A 21,285-nucleotide genomic window follows, 5' to 3' on the forward strand; every position below is an offset into this window, starting at 1 on the left:
TTGGTGATGTGACCAGCGTACCGGCGGGCGGTTCGCCACGCGAGCGATATGGGGTGAGTGGGGCGTGCCGTGGGGCGAGTCGGCGGCCAGAGGCGCTAGCCGAGGGCGGACAGCAGATCCTGGCGGAACTGGCGGCTCAGCGGGGCGCGGGCGCCGCCGCGTAGCAGGACTTCGCCGTCGCCCTTGGGCGAGGCTTCGATGCGGTCGATCCACGCCAGTTGCACGGCAGCGCGGCGGTGGCAGCGCTGAAAGGCCGGGCCCAGCGTGTCGAGCAGGTTGCCCAGCGTTTGACGCAGCAGCGGGGCGCTGGTGGCGGTGTGCAGGACCACGTAGTTGTCGGCAGTCTCCAGCCACTGGATGTCGTCGACACGCACAATGCGCGTGGTGCCGCGCTCGGTGACCATCAGCTGCTGCGGCGGCGGCCAGGCAGGCGATACTGGCGGCACGGCATTTGCGAGCGGCACGGCTGTGGCATGCGCTCCGGACGCGTCCGGGGCGGCGGCGCGGCGCGCGGCCAGGCGTTCGCGCAGGCGCTGCAGGGCGCGTCGCAGGCGCGCCTGGTCGAAGGGCTTGAGCAGGTAATCGATCGCATTGGCGTCGAACGCCTTGATTGCGTATTCGTCGAAGGCGGTGGCGAACACCAGCAACGGTGCGGGGTCGGGCAGGGAGGCGGCAACTTCCAGGCCGCTCACCTCGGGCATTTGCACGTCCAGAAAGATGGCGTCGGGCGCGAAGGCTGCCACTTGTTCGATGGCTTCCACCCCGTCACGTGCTTCGCCGATGGCCGTGATGTCGGATTCAGTCTCCAGCAGGCGGCGCAGCTTGTCGCGCGCCGGGCGTTCATCGTCGACGATCAGGACGCGCATGGAATCCTCATCTCAGCGCGCACCCCCGCCGGTTCGAGCTGGCTCAGCTCCAGCGTAGCAAGGCCGCCATACAGCGCTTCCAGGCGCTCGCGGATATTGCGCAAGCCAACTCCGCTCGCGCCGTTGAGCACCGCCGCAGCCTCCGCACCGCCGCTTGACGCGCAAAAGCGTTCTGCAGACGTGGACGTGCCGGCCGCCGCAGACGCGGACGCGCCCGCAGCCGCAGACGCGGAAATCGTCGTACCTGAGCGCGCGCTGGCCGGGGACGGCGTGCCCGGGGCCGCGGGCGCGGGTGGGGTGGCGGGCAGGTGGCCGGCATCGTCGCTGATGGCGAGGACGAGGCGGGGGCCTTCGCGGCGGGCGATGATGGTGATGCGGGTCAGGCCGCGGCGGCGTTCGACGGTGTGTTTGAAGACGTTTTCGAGAAGAGGCTGCAGGCTCATGACCGGTACGTGGCAGTCGCTCAGTTCCTCGTCAATCGCCCAGGCAATGGAAATCCGGTCGACGAAGCGCTCCTCCATCAGCCGTGCATAACCGCGCAGCAAACGCAGTTCGGTGGACAACGGCGCAGTCTGCTCGCCGCTGACCTCGAGCGTAGCGCGCAGCATGTCGGACAGCTGAATCAGCGTCGCATCGGCACGCGCCACGTCGGTATGCATCAGCGAGGAAATCGTGTTCAGCGCGTTGAAGAGAAAATGCGGCTGGATCTGCTGCGTCAGCTGCTGCAGCTGCGCGGCGCGCAGCAGGGCGTTGGTGCGCTCCGCACGGACAAAGGACAACACGCCAAACGTGACCAGCGTGAACAGCGTCACGAAGACCGAGATCTTCACGTCTTCATAGAAGTATGTCTGCAGCCACGGCTCGTGATAATACGTCCGGCCCATCAGCGCATACACGCCATGGCGGATGCCAAACGCCATCGGCATGAAGAGCGCCCACCACATTAACAGCCACGGCGCCTGCCGCGCGAACCAGCGCCATGGCGTGGCAACCAGATGATCGTAACGGGCCGTGAAGTAGCGCTGCGCCCCCAGCAGCAAGGTGGCGACCAGCAGCGATGAGCATTCCCATAAAATCGGCTGCCACAAATCTCCGCGGTCGTGCCGGACGAAATCCTGCACCGCCGTAGCGACCATCATGGCCCAGAACAGCAGCCAGGCGACGACCAGCGAGAGGCGGGCGCGGTTCAGCATCAGCGGTGGCGCGCTTCGACCAGGTCGATCTCGCGCACGATCTTGCGCGCGATCTCGTCCGAAATATGGTACTGGCGCGCCAGTTCGAAGATGGCCTGGCGCTCCGCCTTGATGGCGGCCAGGCGCAGCTTGCGTTCCGCCTTGTCCAGCTTGCGGTAGTGGGCCGCGCTGTCGTCCTCATCCTGGCTGGCGACGTTCAGGCGGTGCTCATACAGCGACATCACGCGCGCCGCCGCTTGCGGATAGCAGTCCGGATCATCCGAATGCGGCATCAGATCCAGCTGCGCCTTCTCGATGGCGGCAATGGCCGCCGTCGCCGCCGCGCGGCGCGCCAGGTCTTCCTGCTGGCGGTCAGCCGGCTCTTCGGGGAAGCTCATGCCGCCCAGCAGGCGCGGCAAGCCTACCCCCGCCATCACCAGCGATAGCAGGATCACCGTGCTGGCCAGCAGAATCGTCAGATCGCGTGCCGGGAAGTCCTGGCCATTGGGTAGCGTCAGCGGCAGGGTCATCACACCGGCCAGCGTGATCGCACCGCGTGCACCGGCCAGCGAAGTCGCCAGCAGCAGGCGCCAATGCGGACGCACGGTGGCCGACGGATCATTCTTGTTGCGGCGGTACAGGGTGATGCGCAAAGTCGCCCACACCCATACAAAGCGCAGAATCAGCAGGCCCGCACTGATCACGAAAGCGTAATAAACCAGCCACCAGCGGCTTTCGTGGCCGACTTCCTCGATCGAATCGCCGGCGCCGCGCAGGATATCGGGTAGCTGCTCGCCAAGCAGCACGAACATCACGCCGTGCAGCGCGAACTGCATGGTGTCCCACACGGCGGTGCGCTGGATGCGGGTGGCCGCCAGCGCCTGGCCGTTCAGCTCCACGAAGCTCATGGTGATGCCCGCCGCCACAGCCGCGAGAATCGGCGAAGCGTGCACGAACTCGGCCAGCATGTAAGCGCCAAACGGAATCAGCAGGCTGATAAGAATCGGCGAACCGGCCGGCTCGCCGAAGCGTGCCGTCAGATGGCCCTGGAAGTGGCTGACCACCCAGGTCACGCCGACGCCGATGGCAATACCGGCAATCGCCAGCCAGGCGAAGGTCAGCGAGGCCTCCGCGATGGAGAAGGTGCCGGTTGCCGCGGCGGCCACGGCGAAACGGAAGCACACCAGGCCACTCGCATCGTTCAGCAGGGCCTCGCCTTCGAGGATGTGCATCAGACGTTTGGGCATCGGCGCGCGCGACTTCAGCGCGGAGATGGCCACCGGATCGGTCGGTGATACCACCGCCGCCAGTGCGAACGCCACCGGCAGCGGCATGGCGGGAATCATCAGGTGGATCAGGTAGCCCGCGCCCAGCACCGTGAATAGCACCAGGCCGAAAGCCAGTTCGAGGATCACGACGCGGTCGCGCACCAGTCCACTATTGGGAATGCGCCAGCCATCCAGGAACAGCAGCGGCGGCAGGAAGAGCAGGAAGAACAGCTCGGGATCGAGCTGGATACCGTGGCCGGTGAACGTAGAGATAATGGCGCCCAGGCCGATCTGGGCCAGCGGCAGCGGGATCGAGATGGGCAGCACGCGGACCAGGTAAGCGCTGGCGATCACCGCCAGCAGCATGGTCAGAACAATTTCAATGGAATCCATCGGACCATTATAGTAGGAAACATTGCTAATCCTGCCAGTGTGCAAGGGACTGGTTTTTTTGAAATGCTTCTGTCATAATTGCGTCTCTTCTGCGGGAATAGCTCAGTTGGTAGAGCGCAACCTTGCCAAGGTTGAGGTCGAGAGTTCGAGACTCTTTTCCCGCTCCAGAATTCCAGAAAAGGACGCCCCGTGCGTCCTTTTTGCGTTGGGCCGTTGTATCCGCCCCTCAGTCCGCCGAATTCGTGTGTAATCCCCGTTATACTGCCGAAACATTCTTCAAATTGGAGTCAGCAACATGAATTCCGTTCAACAAGAAGTTGACGAGCGTAGCAACCTTACAAACTCCAATAAATTCGAACTGCTGCTGTTCCGCCTCGGCGCGGACGACAAGGGCGAGCATTCGGAACTGTATGGCATCAACGTGTTCAAGATCCGCGAGATCGTGGCCATGCCGCAGGTTACCGCAGTCGCCGGTTCGCAGCCACACATGTTGGGCGTGGTGAATCTGCGCGGCCAGATCATTCCCGTGATGGACCTGCCATCGATCGTTGGCGTGAAGCCGAAGACGGGCCTGAACATCATGCTGGTGACCGAGTTCGCGCGCACCACCCAGGCCTTCGCGGTCGAGTCGGTGGACGAGATCGTGCGTCTGGACTGGAGCCAGGTGCTGAGCGCCGAAGGCAGCAACGCGGGCGGCATGGTGACCAGCATCGCGCGCCTGGATGGCGACACCCACACCACACGCCTGGCACAGGTGCTGGACGTGGAAACCATCCTGCGCAAGATGATGCCGGCCGAAAGCGAAGAGATCAACGAAGAATCCGTCGGCAAGCTGCCGCTGAAACCGGGCACCATGATTCTGGCCGCCGACGATTCCGTGGTCGCGCGCAACCTGATCGAGCGCGGCCTGGAAGCCATGGGCGCGCCGTACGTGATGCTGAAGACCGGCAAGGAAGCCTGGGAAAAACTGCAAGCCATCGCTGAAGGCTGCAAGGCTGAAGGCATCCCCGTCGAAGACCGGGTAGCGCTGGTGCTGACTGACCTGGAAATGCCGGAGATGGACGGCTTCACGCTGACCCGGCTGGTCAAGCAGGACGCCCGCTTCAGCAAGATCCCGGTGGTGATTCACTCATCGCTGTCGGGCAAGACCAACGAAGACCACGTACGCGGCGTTGGCGCCGATGCTTACGTGGCCAAGTTCGTTGCCGAAGACCTGGCCGGGACCATCCGCAAAGTATTGGTCAAGTAGTCAGGTAGGGCGGATGTAGTCAGGTAGGGCGGATCATTGATCCGCCGACTTCAGCTGCCGGCTATGGAATCGCACATGGTCGGCAATGAAGCTTGAGATGAAGTAGTAGCCGTGGTCATAAGCCGCGTGCCGCCGCAGTTCCAGCGGCTGCCCGGCCTTGTGGCAAGCCTCCTCGAACATTTCCGGATACAGCTGCTCCTGCAGGAATTTGTCGGCCATGCCCTGGTCGATCAGAATCCCCTGCGGGAACGGGGCCGTTTCCGCGCGCGCCATCAGGATGCTGGCATCGTGCCTGGCCCATTGCGCGGCGTCTTCTCCCAGATAACCCTTGAATGCGTTCTGTCCCCATGGGCACAAGGTTGGCGCAGCGATGGGCGCGAACGCCGACACGCTGCGGAACAGGTCCGGCCGGCGCAGAGCCAGCGTCAGCGCGCCGTGGCCACCCATCGAGTGGCCGAAGATGCCGATGCGATTGCCGTCAATCGGCAGTTCATCGACAACCAATGCGCGCAGCTCGTGGATATAGCTCTCCATGCGGTAGTGGTTGCGCCATGGCTCCTGCGTCGCGTCCAGATAGAAACCCGCGCCGGCGCCGAAGTCCCAGTCCTTGCTTTCGTTTTCAATGCCGGTGCCGCGCGGGCTGGTGTCCGGCGAAACCAGGATGATGCCTTCCTCGGCGGCGAAGCGCTGCGCCCCGGCCTTGGTCGGGAAAGTCTCTTCCGTGCAGGTCAGGCCTGCCAGATAGAAGAGGGCAGGCAGGCGCTGGCCCTGGGCCTGCGCGGGAATGTAGACGGAGAAGCGCATCGGCAGTCCGATGGCCTCCGAATCGTGTTTGTAGAAGCGCTGGATGCCGCCGAAACAGGCATGCTCGCTGATCATTTCCATTTTTGTGTTCTCCTCAATGCGTGCGCCGGTTCTTGCGCACGACGGCAATCAGAATCAGAGCATACGATACCAGCCGGATCAGGTAGAGCTGGGGCACGTCTTCGCTGGTCAGTTTAAAAGCATGGCCGATCACGCGCTCAAGCGCCATCAGCCCGAACGACAGCGCGAAGTACAGAAAGAAGCGGTCGCCGGTACTGCGCCAGTAGCGCAGGAAAAACAGGCCGATGGTCAACGAGGCCATGATGATGGCGCCGGACAGCAAACTATTCACGTGCATCAATCATCCTCCCAGACCAGGCCATACAACAAGGGTAGCAGCGACACCAGCGTGACGCACAGGCGCAGCGTCGCCAGGTCCTGGTCGGGCAGGAACAGGCGGTCCGCCACCAGCAGCACATTGCTGATGAACAGCCCGGTGAAACACAGGCCGCTCCACAGCAGCAGGCGTTGCCGTGAACGGGAGAAGGCGCGCAGCAGCAGCGCGGCGCAGGCCAGGGCTGTGATGGCGCAAAGCGTATAGGTGAGGGCGGACATTGTCATTCATCCTTTCGCCAGATGAAGGCGTCGGCAAAGAGCCGTGCCTTGCGATTGCTCTTCGAATGAACCAGGGTGCTGACTTCGATCAGGTTGCGGGAATAAACATCCACCAGCCGCCGCAGCAGCTCTGCCAGGTCTGGCGAGGCTGGATCGTAAAGCCACCTGCCGTCCGCATCCTGCCGCGCGATGCCGCCGGCGCGCAGCTGATTGAGCAGGACGGCCGCACGCTTGTCGTCCAGGTACAGACGTTGTGCGAGCCGTGGCGCATCCCATGCGGCGCCGGGATTGGCCGACATGAGCGTGATCGCTTCCAGATAAGGTACGGATGGCACGCACTGCAAGATGAAGCGGCGCACATCGTCTGGAATGGTGGAGGAGTCCACGATTATTGCAGTCCCGGCACTGGTTGTGAAAGGCGTCAATATAACCCAATCATTCAGAAAAGGTGTTTTCGATTGGAAAGAAGTGCGACATGATTTTTCAATCTGCAATATAGTGCGGGGCGGAGGTAATACATGCCCGATATTTTGATCATCTCTTCCGAGCTTGCATGGCCCCTCGCTGTGCTGCTCGCCTGGTTGGCTGGTGAGTTCGTGCACCGCTGGACTGGCGTACCGCGCATCAGCGTGTACGGCCTGGCCGGCTTCCTTGGTGCGCAAGCCTTGCCGGACCTGTTTGCGACCGACAGCGGTACGCCAGTCACCATGCTGGCCAATGTCGCCTTCGGTTTAATTCTGTTTGAGTTTGGCTATCGCGTGAACCTGCGCTGGCTGCGCGTGAATCCGTGGATTGCCATCAGTGGTCTGGTTGAATCCTGCGCCACCTTTGGCGTGGTTTATTTCATCTCCCACCTGCAGGGCATGCCGCCGTTGACGGCGCTGCTGCTGGCGTCGCTGGCCATGTCCAGCTCGCCGGCCGGTGTGCTGCGCGTGATTAACGAGGAGCGCAGCTCCGGCCAGGTGACGGAGCGTGTACTGCACCTGGTCGCCATGAATTCCGTGCTGGCCGTGTTCGTATTTAAAGTGATTGTCGGCTTCTGGGTGTTCCAGACTTCCGGTAGCTTGACGCAGGCCGCCTCGCACAGCCTGATCGAACTGGTGGCTTCGGCCTTGCTGGGTGCGATCTTCGGCATGCTGGTGCCGGCCGTGCTGCGCGGCCTTGGCACGCTGGCGCGCGACGGCACGGTCGCCTTTGCACTGGTGGTGATGCTGCTGGTGTCTATTACGCATGCGGCCGACCTGTCGCCGGTGCTGGCCACCTTGACCTTTGGCCTGACGGCGCGCCATCGCCGCGTTTCGTTCGCGCGCACCCAGCGCAACTTCGGCGCGATTGGCGAAGTGCTGACCGTGCTGCTGTTCGTGTTTGCGGTGTCCACGCTGGATTGGGACCGCGTGCTGAGCGGTGCGGCGCTGGGCCTGATTCTGCTGGCGGCGCGCTTTGTGGTGAAGACTGCGGCGGTGGCGGTGTTCGCCCATGTGGGCGGCATCTCGTGGCGCAAGGGCGCGCTGATCGGCGTGGCGATGTCGCCCATGTCGGTGTTCGTGATCCTGCTACTGGAACAAACCAAGTATATGGGCATTGTGCTGGTCGATGAGCTGTCCGCGCTGGCCGCGATGACGCTGTTCATGGAAGTGATCGGCCCCATCATCACGCAGCGCGCGCTGATCTGGGCCCGCGAGACGGCAAAGGAGGAAGACTGATGCCCTTGGAACCATTCAAACAATCGCAGCGCCTGACCATGGGCGTTGAGCTGGAGCTGCAGCTGGTCAGCCTGTCCGACTACGACCTGACCGGCGCCAGCCCGGACCTGCTGCACCTGCTGGAGCGTAAGCCCTTCCCCGGCCACGTGACGCCGGAAATCACCGAGAGCATGATCGAGATTAACTCGGACGTGCACACCAAACATAATGAGCTGGTGGCGCAGTTGCAGCTGACGCGCGACACCCTGGTGCAGGCAGCCGATACGCTGAACATCGGCATCTGCGGCGGGGGCACCCATCCGTTCCAGAAATGGCGCGAGCGCCGTATCTTCTCCAAGCCGCGCTTCAAGGAAGTATCGGCGCTGTATGGCTATCTGGCCAAGCAGTTCACCATCTTCGGCCAGCACGTGCACATCGGCTGCGGCAATGGCGACGATGCGTTGTTCCTGCTGCATTCGCTGAGCCGCTACGTGCCGCACTTCATCGCGCTGTCCGCATCCTCACCCTATGTGCAGGGCGCCGATACGCTGTTCAATTCGGCGCGCCTGAATTCCGTGTTCGCCTTCCCGATGTCGGGCCGCGCGCCGTTCCTGCTGAGCTGGGACGAGTTCGAGCACAGCTACTTCTCGAAGATGGAGCACACGGGGGTGATCAAGTCGATGAAGGACTTTTACTGGGACATCCGCCCCAAGCCCGAATACGGCACCATCGAGCTGCGGGTATGCGACACGCCGCTGACCGTGGAGCGGGCGGCGGCGCTGGCCTGCTATCTGCAAGCCCTGTGCGCCTATCTGCTGGACCGGCGCGAGGCGCCGCCGGTGGAAGACGACTACCTGGTCTACAACTACAACCGTTTCCAGGCGTGCCGCTTTGGCCTGGATGGCACCGTGGTCCATCCCAAGACTTACGAAAGCCTGTCGCTGCGCGAAGATATCCTGACCACACTGCGGCGCATGGACCAATACGCGGAAAACCTGGGTGGCAGCGCGGCACTGAATCATCTGGTGCAAGTCACTCATACGGGCAGCGACGCGCATTATCTGCGCGACCAGTTCAACGCCAGCGGCAGCGTGGAGGGCGTAGTGGATGCGGCCCTGAGCCGTTTCCGTGGGAGCATCATGTAATTAAGTGTAAATTTTGACAACAACTCTCCGCCGGGTGTAAAATTTACCGACAGCTCTGTTCGTGCGCGAACGGAAGGGCCATCAAGAAGCCCATAAGCTGGTGGTAGGTTCGAAGGAGAGGTTTATGGAAGTCGAAACGAAAAGCCTGTCGGTCAGGCTGCCGGATTCCGTTGATGAAGACGATAATCCAAGGCGTGGCGACCGGCTGAATGTGTACGTCAATGCCCGTTATGAAGCCGAACCGGAAAAGCCGGAATTGCCGTCGGTGACATTGGGTAAATTGCGCAAGCTGCGCAAACGCGCCCGGGCCAAACCCGCCTAGGCGGCGGTTTCAGAACCGCGTCTCCCTCGCCACGCGCAGGAAATTGTCGAGAATGGCGGTGCAGTCCAGTAGTTCCACCCCTCCTGCGCGGTGGAACTCGGGGTGCCATTGCAGGCCCATGACGAATGGCGCCTTGCGGTAGCGGATCGCCTCGATCATCTTGTCGGGATAGGACAGGGCTTCGATCTGCATGTCCTTGCCCAGCGATTTCACGGCCTGATGGTGGATCGAGTTGACCAGCCCGCGCTCCTGGCCCCGGAACATGGAAGCCAGCGACGATCCCTCCGGGAAGGTGACCTCATGCCGGTGCCGGTCGTACAGATCGGACACGTGCTCGTGCGCGTCCGGCACATCGGTCGCAATATCCTGGTACAGCGTGCCGCCGAACGCCACATTGATCAGCTGGCAGCCGCGGCAAATGCCCAGCACGGGCTTGCCCGCTTCCACGAATTCATGCAGCAGTTCCAGCTCGTACATATCGCGCGCCCGGTCGCCGCTCCATTCCGGCCGCGTAGGCGCTTCCGCATAGCTGGTGGGCGAAACGTCGGCCCCGCCTTGCAGCACCAGCCCATCGAGGTGCTTGGCATAGTCGCGCAGGCGGATATTGGAAGGGTGGAGCAAGCCTTCCGTGTTCACGGTGGGCACCATGAATACCAGCACATCGCGCGACATCACCCACTGCGCGATGGACTCCTCCAGATATTGCAGATTCTTGCTGCGCAGGCCCGTGGCGCCCGGCTCCGGATGGTAGATGCGGGCCGAGATGCCGATGCGCAGGGGGCGTTGCATCACGTGCCGGGTGGCCTTGGCGGCAATGCGCTGGTAGCGTGCCTTGAGGACGCGCCACCAAAGGCTCCATATCGTTTCGCCGGGATCGAGATAGCGCGGCGTATCCTCCTTGCGGCGATGGTGTTCGCGGTCGCTGGCACGCCGGTCCTGGCGGCGCGGCTCGTGATCTCCTGTGCTCATTTTTATGGCTCCTTAGGCTTATCGTTTTACCATAGGATGAGATGCCGGGTCGCCCGATTATCGGTTAGACTTTCAATTTCAGCTATCTTTATAAACGATACTTATATGTCCCTCAGCAGTGACGATGGCCGCACCCGCAATATGCCGCAACTGGCGCCGAGCCATCTTCCGTTCCCCGTGGTGGGATTGGGCGCATCCGCCGGCGGTTTGCCGGCGCTGATCAAGTTTCTGGAAAATATGCCTGCCGATAATGGCATGGCATTCGTGGTGATCCTGCATCTCTCGCCCAAGCATCAGAGTTCGGCCGACAACGTGCTGCAGCGCGCGACCAAAATGCCGGTGATCCAGGTGACGGGCAGCGTGGCGATCGAGCGGGAACACGTGTACGTGATCCCGCCCAACAAGCATATGTCGATGAACGACGGTGTGCTGACCCTGAGCGACCTGGAAAAACCGCATGGACAGCACATTGCCATCGATGTGTTCTTCCGCACCCTGGCCGAAGTGCACCGCGAGCGCGCGATTGCCGTGGTGCTTTCCGGCACAGGCTCGGATGGCGCCGTAGGACTGGAGCGTATCAAGGAGCAGGGCGGCCTGACGCTGGCCCAGGACCCGGCAGACGCCGAGCATGAGGGCATGCCCAGCGCCGCCATCGCCACCGAAATGGTGGACTTCGTGCTGCCGGTCACCGAGATTCCGAAAAAGCTGATCGAGCTGTGGAGCACCGCCCGCCAGATCCACCTGCCTGACGTCGGCGACGGCGAACGCAGTGTGTCCGCCGAACCGGTGGACGAAGCGCGCCACAACGATGAGGAAGCCTTGCAGCGCGTGATCACCATGCTGTACGCGAACACCGGGCATGACTTCCGTCACTACAAGCGCGCCACGGTGCTGCGCCGCATCGAGCGCCGCCTGCAGGTGCGCGGTGTGACTTCGCTGCCGGAATACTGCGTGCTGCTGGAAAAGGAGCAGGGCGAATTCAAGGCGCTGTTGCAGGATATGCTGATCGGCGTCACCAACTTCTTCCGCGACCGCGAGTCCTTCGAAGCGCTGGAGCGCGACGTAGTGCCGCTGCTGTTCAAGGACAAGCTGCCGGCCGAGCAGGTGCGCGTCTGGGTGGCCGCCTGCTCCAGCGGCCAGGAAGCATATTCGATGACCATGCTGCTGGCCGATCACGCCGCGCAGTTGGCGAAGGCGGCGGAAATTCAGGTGTTCGCATCCGATATCGACGAACATGCGATTGCGGTGGCGCGCTCCGGCGTGTATCCGGCTGCCATCGCAATGGACGTACCGGCCTCGCGCATGCGCCAGTTCTTTACCAAGGAAGAGGACCGCTACCGCATCCGCAAGGCGGTGCGCGACCGCATCCTGTTCGCTTCCCACAATCTGCTGCGCGATCCGCCGTTCTCCAAGCTGGACATGATCTCCTGCCGCAACCTGCTGATCTACCTGAATCGGGATGTGCAGCTGCGCGTGATGGAGATGTTCCATTCCGCACTGAAGCCGGACGGCTTCCTGTTCCTTGGATCTTCCGAATCGGCTGATGCTGCTTCCGAATTCTTTGTCCCCTTCGACAAAAAGAACCGCATCTATCGCGCGCGTCCGCTGTCGCGCTCCTTGCGCTACATTCCGGCGCTGACCAACGGGCCGGTGAATCGCGTTCCCGAATTGCTGCTGACGCCCAATGGCGGCCGTCGCCAGTTCTCCTTCTCCGACGTRCATCAGCGCGCGCTGAGCAAATTCGCGCCGCCAAGCCTGATCGTGGACCGCGATTCGAACATCGTGCACATGTCCGACGCGGCTGGCCGCTTCCTGCGCCATGTGGGTGGCGAACCGTCGCGCAATGTGCTGGCGCTGGTGCTGCCGGAACTGCGGCTGGAAGTGCGCACCGCGCTGTACCAGGCGCTGCAAAGCGGCAGCAGCGTGGAGGGCCAGCGCGTGCTGATCAAGCGCGATGACAACAAAGCCTTTATCGTCAACGTGATCGTGCGTCCGTTCACCGACGAAGTGGCCAATGCGGAATTTGCCCTGGTGCTGTTCGAGGAAATCGAGCAGACCATGAACGGCGTGCCGCAGGAAGCCCAGGCGCAGCACCAGGATGTGGTACTGAATCAGCTCGAATCGGAACTCCAGCGCAGCAAGGAGAAGCTGCAGGAAACCATCGAGCACGCGGAAGTGTCGAACGAAGAGCTGCGCGCTTCCAACGAAGAACTGCAGGCCATCAACGAGGAACTGCGCTCGGCCACGGAGGAACTGGAAACCAGCAAGGAAGAACTGCAGTCGGTGAATGAGGAGCTTATCACCGTCAACTATGAGCTGAAAGTAAAGGTCGAAGAAACTGGCAAGGCCAATGATGACCTGAATAATCTGATTGCTTCCACCGACATCGCCACCATCTTTGTCGACCGCGCCCTGCGCATCAAGCGTTTTACGCCGCGCGCGGCCGACATCTTCAGCATCATCCCGTCCGACATCGGCCGCTCGCTGCTGGACATCACGCACCGCCTCGATTACGACGCGCTGGCCGAAGACGTGTCGGCCACGTTCGAAACCTTGCGCCTGGTGGAGCGCGAAGTGCGCAGCAACGATGGTCGCTATTACATCGTGCGCCTGCTGCCTTACCGTACCACGGAAGACAAGATCGAARGCGCGGTGATGACCTTCTTCGACATCAGCACCCGCAAGGAGGCCGAGGAGAAAGTGCGCGCCAGCGAAGAATGGATTCGCCGCGTCGCCGCCAACAAGGCCGGAGCCGAAGCCGGCGTGCCGCTGCACACGATGGCCGAGGCGCGCGATGAATTCCTGACCGTGATGTCGCAGGAGCTGCGCCATCCGCTCAATCTTATTTATATCAACGCCGAGCTGCTGGCGCGTATGCCGGACGTAAAACAGTCCGCAGCGGCGTTGCGCGCGGCTGCCATCATCCGCAACTCGGTGGCCAACCAGTCCCGTATTATCGACGACTTGCTGGATATTTCACGCCTGCACACCGGCAAGCTGGCCATGTCCTGCCATGATGAAGACCTGGGCGCCATTGCCCAGCGCCTGATCGAGCTGCTGCGCGCCGGCGCCGAGACGGTGGACCTGCGCTATGAAGGCCCGCACATGCCGGCCGTGGTGTACGCAGACGCCGTACGCATCGAACAGGTGCTGTTGAATCTTCTGAATAATGCGGTGCGCCATACACCGGCTGGTGGCCGCGTCACGCTGGAGCTTACCGTGGAAGACAGCGAAGCACGGATCGATGTCAGCGATACGGGAGAGGGCATTGCTACCGATGCGCTGCCGCATATCTTCGACATGTACAGCCTTGCAGGCGCTGCGACCTTGCGCAATAAGGGCGGGCTGGGTGTCGGCCTGGCGCTGGTACGCCAGATCGTCGAGCTGCATGGCGGGCGTGTGGACGCCAGTTCTCCGGGCCTGGGCGAGGGTAGTACCTTCTCTGTCTGGCTGCCGTTGTCGCGTACCGGCGCCCCGGTTGTATCGGGCGAGCTGTCTCCGTTGGCTTCCTGCGTGGCCGGGCGCAGCGTGCTGCTGCTCGACAGTGAGGACGATATGACCAGCATGTTCAAAGCCTTGCTGGAACTGGACGGCGCCAGCGTGCGCATTGCCAAAACGCCAGCGGAAGCCTTGTCCTTGCTGGAACGGGAGCGCTACGACTTGATAATCTCCGACATTTCGCTACCGGATATGGCGGACCATGACTTCATCCGCGAGGTGAGGGCGGTGACGGGCATGGCTACCGTGCCCGTGATTGCTACCAGTGGCATGGCGCGTGAAAAAGAGGTGGAGCAGGCACTGGCTGCAGGCTACACGACCCACATCACCAAACCCCTGTCGCTCGATATTTTGTGCGGCAAGCTGGCGGGCTTGCTGCCGCCATTGGCCTGACGCTACACGGGCTGTGTGCGCTGGCGCACAGACCGGGCCGTGGGGCGGCCACACTATGAGGAATGGCTCCCACAGTACAATTCGCGCAAGACCTGGTCGTAATCGGCGCCTCCAGCGGAGGGCAGCAACCCTTGCAGGCGGTACTGGCGGGATTGCCGGCAGGTTTTCAGGCCGCAGTGCTGATCGTCATGCATGTGGGACAACGCGAAAGCGTACTGCCTTCGCTGCTCGCAAGCAGCTGCGCACTCCCTGTGAAGCACGCCCACAGCCATGAAGCCCTGTTGCCGGGCCGTGTCCTGGTGGCGCCGCCGGACCGCCACCTGCTGGTGCTGCGCGATGGCACCGGCAGCTTTACGCAGCTGAGCCGTAGCGCGCGCGAAAACCACTGCCGTCCTGCCATCGATCCCTTGTTCCGTTCCGCTGCCGCCACCTATGGCCCTCGCGCCATCGGCGTAATATTGAGCGGGCAGCTCGATGACGGCACCATCGGCCTGCAGGCGATCAAGATGTGCGGTGGCCAGGCCATTGCCCAATCGCCCGACGAAGCCACGTCAGCCGATATGCCAAGCAGCGCGATCGAGCACGCGGATATTGACCGCGTGCTCAAGGCGCGCGAAATCGGCCCGATTCTGGCGGCAATGGTCGAAGCGGCGCAGGCAGGTCCGGCACCGCCACGCCCGGTGCCGGAGTGGGTCAAGGTTGAGAACCGTTTTGTGTCGGAGGATATGGACATGGACGCACTCTCGAGAATTGGGCATCCATCTACCTTCACCTGCCCGGAGTGCAACGGCACGCTGTGGCAGATCGACGGCACCAGGCCGCCGCATTACCGTTGCCATACCGGCCATGCGTTTTCCGAGCGCAGCCTGGCTGGCTCGCAGCATCGTAACGTGGAAGAAGCTTTGTGGTCGGCCGTGCGCGCCTTGCATGAGAAGGAAAAGCTGTACCGTCAAATGGCTGATGCAGCGCATACGGGCAGTTACGCCCGCGCGGCCGAAGAGTATGTCGAGCAGGCACTGGATGCCCAGCGCAAGGCCGAGGTGCTGCGCTCACTGCTAGCTAGCGGCGCTGCCTGAGCAAGTCAGGCGGTCAGCAGCTTGAGCACTTCTTCCTCCTCGACCTGGGGGAAGGCCTTGTAATGCCTGCTCACCGACATGAAATTCATCGGCATGGCCAGGCACTCGATCTCGTCGGCCAGCACCGATATCGCTGCCAGTGAATCCTCGGCAGCGACAGGCACCGCGCACACCAGCTTTTGCGGACCCATTTTGCGTATCGAGCGCAGGGCAGCCGCCATCGTAGATCCGGTGGCCAGACCATCATCGACAATGATCACAATCCGGCCGCGCGGATCGGCGGCGGGGCGTGCAGCACCATAACTTGCGCGGCGACGTCGCATCAGCGCCATCTGCTCTTTGGTCTGCACCTCCACCCACTCCATGCTGGTGTAAGTGCGGTTGAAGTAGGGCGCCAGTTCGCGGTTGCCGTGTTCGTCCACAGCGCCCACGGCGAGCTCGGGGTCGATGGCGGAAGGAATTTTACGCACCAGGACCACATCCAGTTCGCCGTCCAGCTGGTCGGCGATGACCCGGCCCATTGGCACCGCACCGCGCGGGATGGCCAGGATCAGCGGGTTCTTGCCACGGTAGGGCGAGAGCCGTTCGGCCAGCAGCTCTGCTGCGTGCTGGCGGTCCTTGAAGGGAAGCGAGAGGTCCATACCGTCAGCATAGCGCCGACGGCGGGCGGCGTTAAGCCTTGACGTCCAACAGTGTGCCGATGCGCTCATCGGCGGCCTGGATGACTTTTGCAGACAGGTCGAAGCCTGCTTTGTACACGAGGGAATTGGTAATTGCGCTGGCCGGATCGGTGCCGGACGGCGCTGCCGTCGCGCCGTCAGCTTTTGCCAGGTCGCGCGCAGCGGTGGAAATCGTGACGCCGGTACCGGCCGGCTGGGCTTCCTGGAACTGTGCTTGCTGAGGCTGGAAATTCTGAGTATTCAGATTGGCAACATTGTGCGCCTCGACGTTAAGCGCTTGTTGATTAGCCTGGAGGCCGGACAAACCGGCGCTGAGAGCGGAGATAGCCATGATTCGAATTTCCCTTCGGCAAGAGACTCCAGTTTACTAGATTCCACCCGGCAATGCGTTGATTTGCCTCGCTTTTCTTATTGCTGAGTTGCGTCACGGACACGTTGGTGTATGATGGTGACTGCAATTATTGATTTCGGAGCAGCACATGAAAATCAGCAAAGAGAAAGCGGCGGAAAACCGGCAGGCACTGATCCAGGCAGCGTCACGCCTGTTCAAGGAAAAAGGCATCGACGGGGTCGGCGTGGCGGAAATCAGCAAGGCGGCCGGGCTGACGCATGGGGCTTTGTACGCCCATTTCTCGTCCAAGGATGAACTGGCCGCCGAGGCCCTCGGCTACAGCGCCGCCAACGCCCGCGAGCGCCTGGCCAATCACGTCCGTTCGCTGGAAGACATGATGGATTTCTATATGGCGCCCGCGCAGCGCGACAACCTCAGCGGCGGCTGCGCGCTGGCTGCGGCCGCCAGCGAAATCGCGCGCCAGGACGAGCCGGTCAGCGTGCGCTTCATGGAAGGCTATGCGCAGATGGTGCGCTACGTCGAGCGTGAACTGTCCGCCAAACTCCCGCCCGACGAAGCCCGGCAGCGCGCCATATCCATCGTGGCCGCCATGATCGGCGGCATCGCCGTCTCCCGCTCAGTCATCAAGGCCGACCAGGCCTTTGCCGACGAAATTCTGGCTGCCGTTCGCAAGACGGTCGGCGAACTGGCGTAAGCGAGGCAGGGCACAGACATTTCCTGTGCCCGCAAGTACCGTGGTGTTTTCATCATTTTTGACGGAAAACACCATGCACGCATCTTTCGACGCCCCTCGCCTGGGCCTCGCCAGCCAGCCCGTGTATGCCACGCTGGTGCAGTTTCCAGCCGTGTGCTTCGCCGGCACGCTGATTACCGATCTGGCCTATTGGCAAACCAAGAACATCATCTGGGAAACCTTCTCGGTCTGGCTGCTGACGGCCGGCTGCATCGTGGCCGCGTTTGCAGCCATCGCCGGCCTCATCTCCTGGTTCCGGCTGCGCCACGTGCGCGTGGTGCGCTTTGCCGGGCTGCACGTCGTCACCAGTGTGGTAGCGCTATTGCTGTCCATCGTTAATGCCTTCATCCACAGCCGCGACGGCTATACCGCCGTGGTGCCGCAAGGCCTGACGCTGTCCATCGTGGTCTTTGTCCTGATGCTGCTGGCGACCATTTTTGGCTGGCCACGTCCTTACTACGTCGCCGATGGAGTCGCGCCATGAATCCCTCAATCCACCTGAGGCAGGGAAGCGTTCTCATCGCCGCTGCATTTCTGCTGAGCGCCTGCGACCACGGCGACCCGTCCGTACAGGCGGCCCAGCAAGGCGGGCGGCCAACCCTGCCGGAACTGAAAAACTATCTGCTGCCGCCGATGAAAGTGGCGCCGGCCGGAAGCTGGAAGCAGGGCGAGACGCCGGTGGTACCGGCTTCCCTGAAAATCAGCGCCTTCGCCACCGGACTGATGCATCCTCGCGCCGTCTATCCGCTGCCGAATGGCGACATTCTGATTGTCGAAGCGAACGGTCCGACACAGCCCAAGAACCGGCCCAAGGACGTCATCATGGGGCCGATCAAGGCTTACGGCGGCTCGGCGCAAAAAGGCGCCAACCGGATTACGCTGGTGCGTCCTGCCAGCGCTGGTGCGGCCCCGCTACGCACCACTTTCCTGGATCACCTGAAGTCCCCCTTCGGCGTAGCGCTGGTCGGCAATGATCTGTACGTGGCGAATGCCGACTCGCTGATGCGCTACCCCTATACCGAAGGCGAAACGAAGATTACGGCCGCGGGGATCAAGGTCATGGACCTGCCCGGCGCGGAGGGCGTGCTCAACCACCACTGGACCAAGAGCCTGCTGGCCAGCCCGGATGGCAGCAAGCTGTACGTGGGCGTCGGCTCGAACAGCAACATCACGGAAAACGGCATCGAGGCTGAGATGAATCGCGCCGATATCCTCGAAGTGGACCGCGCCAGCGGCGCTGCGCGCGTCTTCGCCAGCGGCCTGCGCAATCCGAATTCGATGCAATGGGAGCCTGGCAGCAAAGCGATGTGGGTCGTCGTGAATGAACGCGACGAGATCGGCCCCGACCTGGTGCCGGATTACCTGACTTCGGTGCGCGATGGCGGCTTCTATGGCTGGCCTTACAGCTATTACGGCCAGCACGTCGACCCGCGCGTCATGCCGCAGCGCCCGGATCTGGTGGCGAAAGCCATTGTCCCGGACTACGCTCTCGGTTCGCACGTCGCCTCGCTGGGTCTGGTTTTCAACGACCCGGCCAGCACCACCATGCCAGCCGGCTTGCGCGAGGGCGCCTTCGTCGGCGAACACGGCAGCTGGGACCGCAGCCCGCCCAGCGGCTACAAGGTCGTCTTCGTCCCGTTCCAGAACGGCAAACCCAGCGGCAAACCAGTCGATGTCGTGACCGGCTTCCTGGCCGACGGCCACGCCAAAGGCCGACCTGTGGGGCTGGCAATGGACCACAGCGGCGCCTTGCTGATCGCTGACGACGTTGGCAACACCGTCTGGCGCGTCAGCGCCGCGGGAACGCAGTGAGCCGCCTGAAGCAATGACGGCTAATTTGCCACGCCGGGAATTGGAATTCCTTTGCCCGGCAGTGGAATCTCTCCAAGCAGATTCAGGTCTTTGGAAGGCGTCGTGACTAATGTCTTTTTGCCGTATTTGAGGCACACAACCGCCGAAGCTGCAGTTGGTCGTATCAGCGTGATGTAGCCGTTTTCGATCTCAAATTCCAGCACTTTGAATTTTGCGGTGAGGTCCAGTTCGAATCGCAATTCCGGGACCGGGAGGCCGTTTATCTTCGCCTGTAAAAATGGCGCGTTCGTCGAGGTAATCTCAACATCCCTCAGGCTGACTGGCTTTTGCTTCCCCTGGCCTTGCTTCGAGGCCTTAGCGCTGTCTTTGATTTCCTTGAACTTGACCCATCCTTCGGCCAGCAAGTCAAAAACATCAACGTTCAGCGTTTCGTTGAGTTTGTCGGCTGCACCTTCCGCAGCAAAGTTGACCCACCTCGGCAAGGCAGCGTTCTCTCCGGCGGATTTCCGCGCCTCTTCGGTTGCGCCTTCCCGTACATGCGCGTCGGTGAAATTGAACAGGCTACGCAAACTGACAGTGTTCATGACGTTGTCTCCTCATGCTCGCGGATTGTCACAGGCCCCTGCGTAAGCCCCGCGCATAGTTCAATATCCGCGCAATCAACGCTCTTCGCCGAGACCTTGACTGGTTCGACGTTCGGCGCAATATCGGCGGTAAATGTGACATTCGGATGGAAGTGCCGCCAAACCTTGTGGCCCAAGGCTGATACGAGCGCTGCGCCACCGGCCAATCCTGCCCAAACCCACCAGGGCACCGACAACTTGATGGCGATCGTTTCGCCTCGCCTTCGCACCTGATTAGCCGCTGGTACGGTCTCTTTTACTTCCCAGTTATCAAAGCCCAATCCTGCAACTACTGGAACCAAATCGTGGCTTTGGAGTTCGGACCGGGCATCTGCCAAGGTCTTGCCAAGTACGGGTGGCACGAACACGAGGTCTTCGTTGGAGAGCTTTAAGCTGATAACGGTGTGCGCGGATACGTGTTGGCCCGCCGGTGGCGATTGCGAGAGTATTTCGTTCTTTTGCCGTTCGCTCGCCCGGTATTCTTGCTCGATCACAAAGGACTTCAGGCTAGGAAGCACCCGTTCAAAATTGGAACCCACGAGCGAGGGAACGACCAGACCGGCGGAAATTTGCACCTGTACCGTGCTATTGCGGCTTGCAGTCGCGGGCGGAGCCGGATCTTGGGAAATGACACTGCCCATTTGGACCTCGGACTCTGCCTCGGTCCAGCTTGGAAGTAATCGGGCCTGCTCCAACTTGGTTTGTGCCGTGCTGCGGGTATCCCCAACGATGCCTGGCACCTCGACCAGATTGCCATCGGATAAAGTCAATTTGACCGTGCTGCCGGGCATCGCTTTAGTGTGGCCTTCAGGATTCTGGGAAATCACATTGCCTTCCGGCGCGACACCTGGCGTGAAAACGCGACTGACATCGAATGAATTCAGCTGCTGCTTTGCCTCATCGAAGGTTTGACCGACGACCGCGGGAACATCGATTGGGAGGATCGGGCCAACGATAAGATAAACAGTGCTTTTTAGGGGAACGTCGTTGCCTGCACGCGGCTTTTGAGTAATAACTTTGCCCGCTTGATCTGTGCTTGAGGAAGGGGCAAATTCGGTGGTCGTACCTAGTCCTTTGCTCTGCAGCCGGTTAATTGCCTCGTCCTTTGGCAAAGTGCGTACGTCTGGGACTCTCACGAGAGAGCCATCCGAAACGAAAAATACGACGGCACATCGCTTGTCAGATTCCAGAGATTGCCGAAAGATCGTTCCTGCTGGCTTGGATGATCTTGCGCGGACCTGACGTACTGCAGACTTCATACGCTGCGGAAGCAATTGGACCGCGTCGTTAAATGTCCTTCCTGAGTAGTCAGGAAGGGGCGGGCAGCCTTGATACTGGGCCATCTGACGGTAGTCTTGGGCCAAGGCCGACGTGCATAAAACAAAGGTCAAGAGTGCCAGCCCTATCGGGAGCAGTGCTCGCGAGTGCCTCAGTCCGATTTTTAGATCGTTCATGGCCAGCTCCCCCTGAATTGTTCGTTTTTATGTACAACCAATAGTCAATATAGGTTGGGGAGCGATGATCAAAGTACACACATTGTCACGCCCGAAACGATGCGCTGACAGTCTGGAAACTAGATAACACGCTGCCAGTGTTGATGTTTTGGGATTGCAATCGACGAGTAAGCCCTTCA

General features: G+C 61.8%; 21 protein-coding genes and 1 tRNA gene. 10 read left to right on the forward strand and 12 right to left on the reverse strand.

Going from position 1 to position 21,285, the window contains the following annotated elements; all coding sequences use genetic code 11:
* Positions 1 to 95 precede the first annotated feature (95 nt).
* Genes AB4Z19_RS03140 through AB4Z19_RS03150 form a run of 3 tightly spaced genes read right to left on the reverse strand, consistent with a single transcriptional unit; the run spans position 96 to position 3,699 of the window.
* The gene (locus tag AB4Z19_RS03140) at positions 96 to 866 is read right to left on the reverse strand and encodes a LytR/AlgR family response regulator transcription factor (protein WP_442022656.1); all 771 of its coding nucleotides are present in this window, start codon (positions 864 to 866) and stop codon (positions 96 to 98) included.
* Positions 854 to 2,059, reverse strand: a complete 1,206-nt coding sequence (locus tag AB4Z19_RS03145; RefSeq protein ID WP_442034242.1) for a sensor histidine kinase — start codon at positions 2,057 to 2,059, stop codon at positions 854 to 856. The genes AB4Z19_RS03140 and AB4Z19_RS03145 overlap by 13 nt, the downstream gene beginning before the upstream one ends.
* Positions 2,059 to 3,699 carry a Na+/H+ antiporter gene (locus AB4Z19_RS03150; RefSeq protein ID WP_442022654.1) on the reverse strand — a complete coding sequence of 547 codons (1,641 nt, stop codon included), beginning with the start codon at positions 3,697 to 3,699 and terminating at the stop codon, positions 2,059 to 2,061. The genes AB4Z19_RS03145 and AB4Z19_RS03150 overlap by 1 nt, the downstream gene beginning before the upstream one ends.
* 91 nt (positions 3,700 to 3,790) lie before the next feature.
* Here AB4Z19_RS03150 and AB4Z19_RS03155 point away from each other — a divergent pair.
* Positions 3,791 to 3,866: transfer RNA gene (locus AB4Z19_RS03155), tRNA-Gly, on the forward strand.
* A gap of 128 nt (positions 3,867 to 3,994) precedes the next feature.
* Positions 3,995 to 4,948: a chemotaxis protein gene (locus AB4Z19_RS03160; RefSeq protein ID WP_442022653.1), complete on the forward strand. Its 954-nt coding sequence runs from the start codon at positions 3,995 to 3,997 to the stop codon at positions 4,946 to 4,948.
* 33 nt (positions 4,949 to 4,981) lie between these two features.
* Here the strand turns inward: AB4Z19_RS03160 and fghA are convergent, their stop codons facing one another.
* Genes fghA through AB4Z19_RS03180 form a run of 4 tightly spaced genes read right to left on the reverse strand, consistent with a single transcriptional unit; the run spans position 4,982 to position 6,753 of the window.
* Positions 4,982 to 5,833 (reverse strand): S-formylglutathione hydrolase, encoded by an 852-nt coding sequence (gene fghA, locus AB4Z19_RS03165; RefSeq protein WP_442034244.1) that lies wholly within the window; start codon positions 5,831 to 5,833, stop codon positions 4,982 to 4,984.
* 13 nt (positions 5,834 to 5,846) lie between these two features.
* Positions 5,847 to 6,110, reverse strand: coding sequence for a DUF5985 family protein (locus tag AB4Z19_RS03170; protein ID WP_442022651.1), 264 nt, complete (start codon positions 6,108 to 6,110; stop codon positions 5,847 to 5,849).
* Entirely contained in the window at positions 6,110 to 6,367 is a 258-nt protein-coding gene (locus tag AB4Z19_RS03175) for a DUF5985 family protein (protein WP_442022650.1), read from the reverse strand. The genes AB4Z19_RS03170 and AB4Z19_RS03175 overlap by 1 nt, the downstream gene beginning before the upstream one ends.
* Before the next feature lie 2 nt (positions 6,368 to 6,369).
* A complete protein-coding gene (locus AB4Z19_RS03180) occupies positions 6,370 to 6,753 on the reverse strand; it encodes a hypothetical protein (protein ID WP_442022649.1) in 384 nt (127 codons plus the stop codon).
* Between the two features lie 132 nt (positions 6,754 to 6,885).
* Here AB4Z19_RS03180 and AB4Z19_RS03185 point away from each other — a divergent pair, with 132 nt between their 5' ends.
* The 3 genes from AB4Z19_RS03185 to AB4Z19_RS03195 all read left to right on the forward strand — a co-directional run bounded on the left by AB4Z19_RS03185 (position 6,886) and on the right by AB4Z19_RS03195 (position 9,516).
* A complete protein-coding gene (locus AB4Z19_RS03185) occupies positions 6,886 to 8,070 on the forward strand; it encodes a cation:proton antiporter (RefSeq protein ID WP_442022647.1) in 1,185 nt (394 codons plus the stop codon).
* On the forward strand, positions 8,070 to 9,194 hold the full coding sequence (locus tag AB4Z19_RS03190; RefSeq protein ID WP_442022645.1) for a YbdK family carboxylate-amine ligase: 1,125 nt from the start codon (positions 8,070 to 8,072) through the stop codon (positions 9,192 to 9,194). The genes AB4Z19_RS03185 and AB4Z19_RS03190 overlap by 1 nt, the downstream gene beginning before the upstream one ends.
* A gap of 124 nt (positions 9,195 to 9,318) precedes the next feature.
* Positions 9,319 to 9,516: a hypothetical protein gene (locus AB4Z19_RS03195; protein WP_442022643.1), complete on the forward strand. Its 198-nt coding sequence runs from the start codon at positions 9,319 to 9,321 to the stop codon at positions 9,514 to 9,516.
* Positions 9,517 to 9,525: 9 nt separating this feature from the next.
* Here the strand turns inward: AB4Z19_RS03195 and AB4Z19_RS03200 are convergent, their stop codons facing one another.
* Positions 9,526 to 10,485: a gamma-glutamyl-gamma-aminobutyrate hydrolase family protein gene (locus AB4Z19_RS03200; protein WP_442022641.1), complete on the reverse strand. Its 960-nt coding sequence runs from the start codon at positions 10,483 to 10,485 to the stop codon at positions 9,526 to 9,528.
* A gap of 105 nt (positions 10,486 to 10,590) precedes the next feature.
* On the opposite strand from AB4Z19_RS03200, the gene AB4Z19_RS03205 reads away from it, so the two are divergent.
* Both AB4Z19_RS03205 and AB4Z19_RS03210 read left to right on the forward strand, forming a co-directional pair.
* Entirely contained in the window at positions 10,591 to 14,376 is a 3,786-nt protein-coding gene (locus tag AB4Z19_RS03205) for a CheR family methyltransferase (RefSeq protein WP_442034246.1), read from the forward strand.
* A 62-nt stretch (positions 14,377 to 14,438) separates the two neighbouring features.
* Positions 14,439 to 15,452, forward strand: coding sequence for a chemotaxis protein CheB (locus AB4Z19_RS03210; RefSeq protein ID WP_442028489.1), 1,014 nt, complete (start codon positions 14,439 to 14,441; stop codon positions 15,450 to 15,452).
* 5 nt (positions 15,453 to 15,457) lie between these two features.
* On the opposite strand, the gene AB4Z19_RS03215 is transcribed toward AB4Z19_RS03210, so the two are convergent.
* Together AB4Z19_RS03215 and AB4Z19_RS03220 are read right to left on the reverse strand one after the other, a co-directional pair.
* On the reverse strand, positions 15,458 to 16,093 hold the full coding sequence (locus AB4Z19_RS03215; RefSeq protein ID WP_442034248.1) for a phosphoribosyltransferase: 636 nt from the start codon (positions 16,091 to 16,093) through the stop codon (positions 15,458 to 15,460).
* A gap of 31 nt (positions 16,094 to 16,124) precedes the next feature.
* On the reverse strand, positions 16,125 to 16,463 hold the full coding sequence (locus tag AB4Z19_RS03220) for a flagellar basal body protein (RefSeq protein ID WP_442034249.1): 339 nt from the start codon (positions 16,461 to 16,463) through the stop codon (positions 16,125 to 16,127).
* Between the two features lie 148 nt (positions 16,464 to 16,611).
* Between AB4Z19_RS03220 and AB4Z19_RS03225 the strand changes: the two genes are divergently transcribed.
* The 3 genes from AB4Z19_RS03225 (at position 16,612) to AB4Z19_RS03235 (ending at position 19,029) form a co-directional block, all read left to right on the forward strand.
* Entirely contained in the window at positions 16,612 to 17,178 is a 567-nt protein-coding gene (locus tag AB4Z19_RS03225; protein WP_442034251.1) for a TetR/AcrR family transcriptional regulator, read from the forward strand.
* Positions 17,179 to 17,251: 73 nt separating this feature from the next.
* Positions 17,252 to 17,701 (forward strand): DUF2231 domain-containing protein, encoded by a 450-nt coding sequence (locus AB4Z19_RS03230; protein ID WP_442029248.1) that lies wholly within the window; start codon positions 17,252 to 17,254, stop codon positions 17,699 to 17,701.
* Entirely contained in the window at positions 17,698 to 19,029 is a 1,332-nt protein-coding gene (locus tag AB4Z19_RS03235) for a PQQ-dependent sugar dehydrogenase (protein WP_442034253.1), read from the forward strand. Before AB4Z19_RS03230 ends, AB4Z19_RS03235 begins: the two co-directional genes overlap by 4 nt.
* 20 nt (positions 19,030 to 19,049) lie before the next feature.
* On the opposite strand, the gene AB4Z19_RS03240 is transcribed toward AB4Z19_RS03235, so the two are convergent.
* Positions 19,050 to 19,613 carry a hypothetical protein gene (locus tag AB4Z19_RS03240; protein ID WP_442034255.1) on the reverse strand — a complete coding sequence of 188 codons (564 nt, stop codon included), beginning with the start codon at positions 19,611 to 19,613 and terminating at the stop codon, positions 19,050 to 19,052.
* Positions 19,610 to 21,106, reverse strand: coding sequence for a PASTA domain-containing protein (locus tag AB4Z19_RS03245; protein ID WP_442034256.1), 1,497 nt, complete (start codon positions 21,104 to 21,106; stop codon positions 19,610 to 19,612). The genes AB4Z19_RS03240 and AB4Z19_RS03245 overlap by 4 nt, the downstream gene beginning before the upstream one ends.
* Positions 21,107 to 21,285 lie beyond the last annotated feature (179 nt).

It is taken from the genome of Pseudoduganella sp. RAF19 (genome assembly GCF_052114165.1).
Classification (GTDB): Bacteria; Pseudomonadota; Gammaproteobacteria; order Burkholderiales; family Burkholderiaceae_D; genus Rugamonas.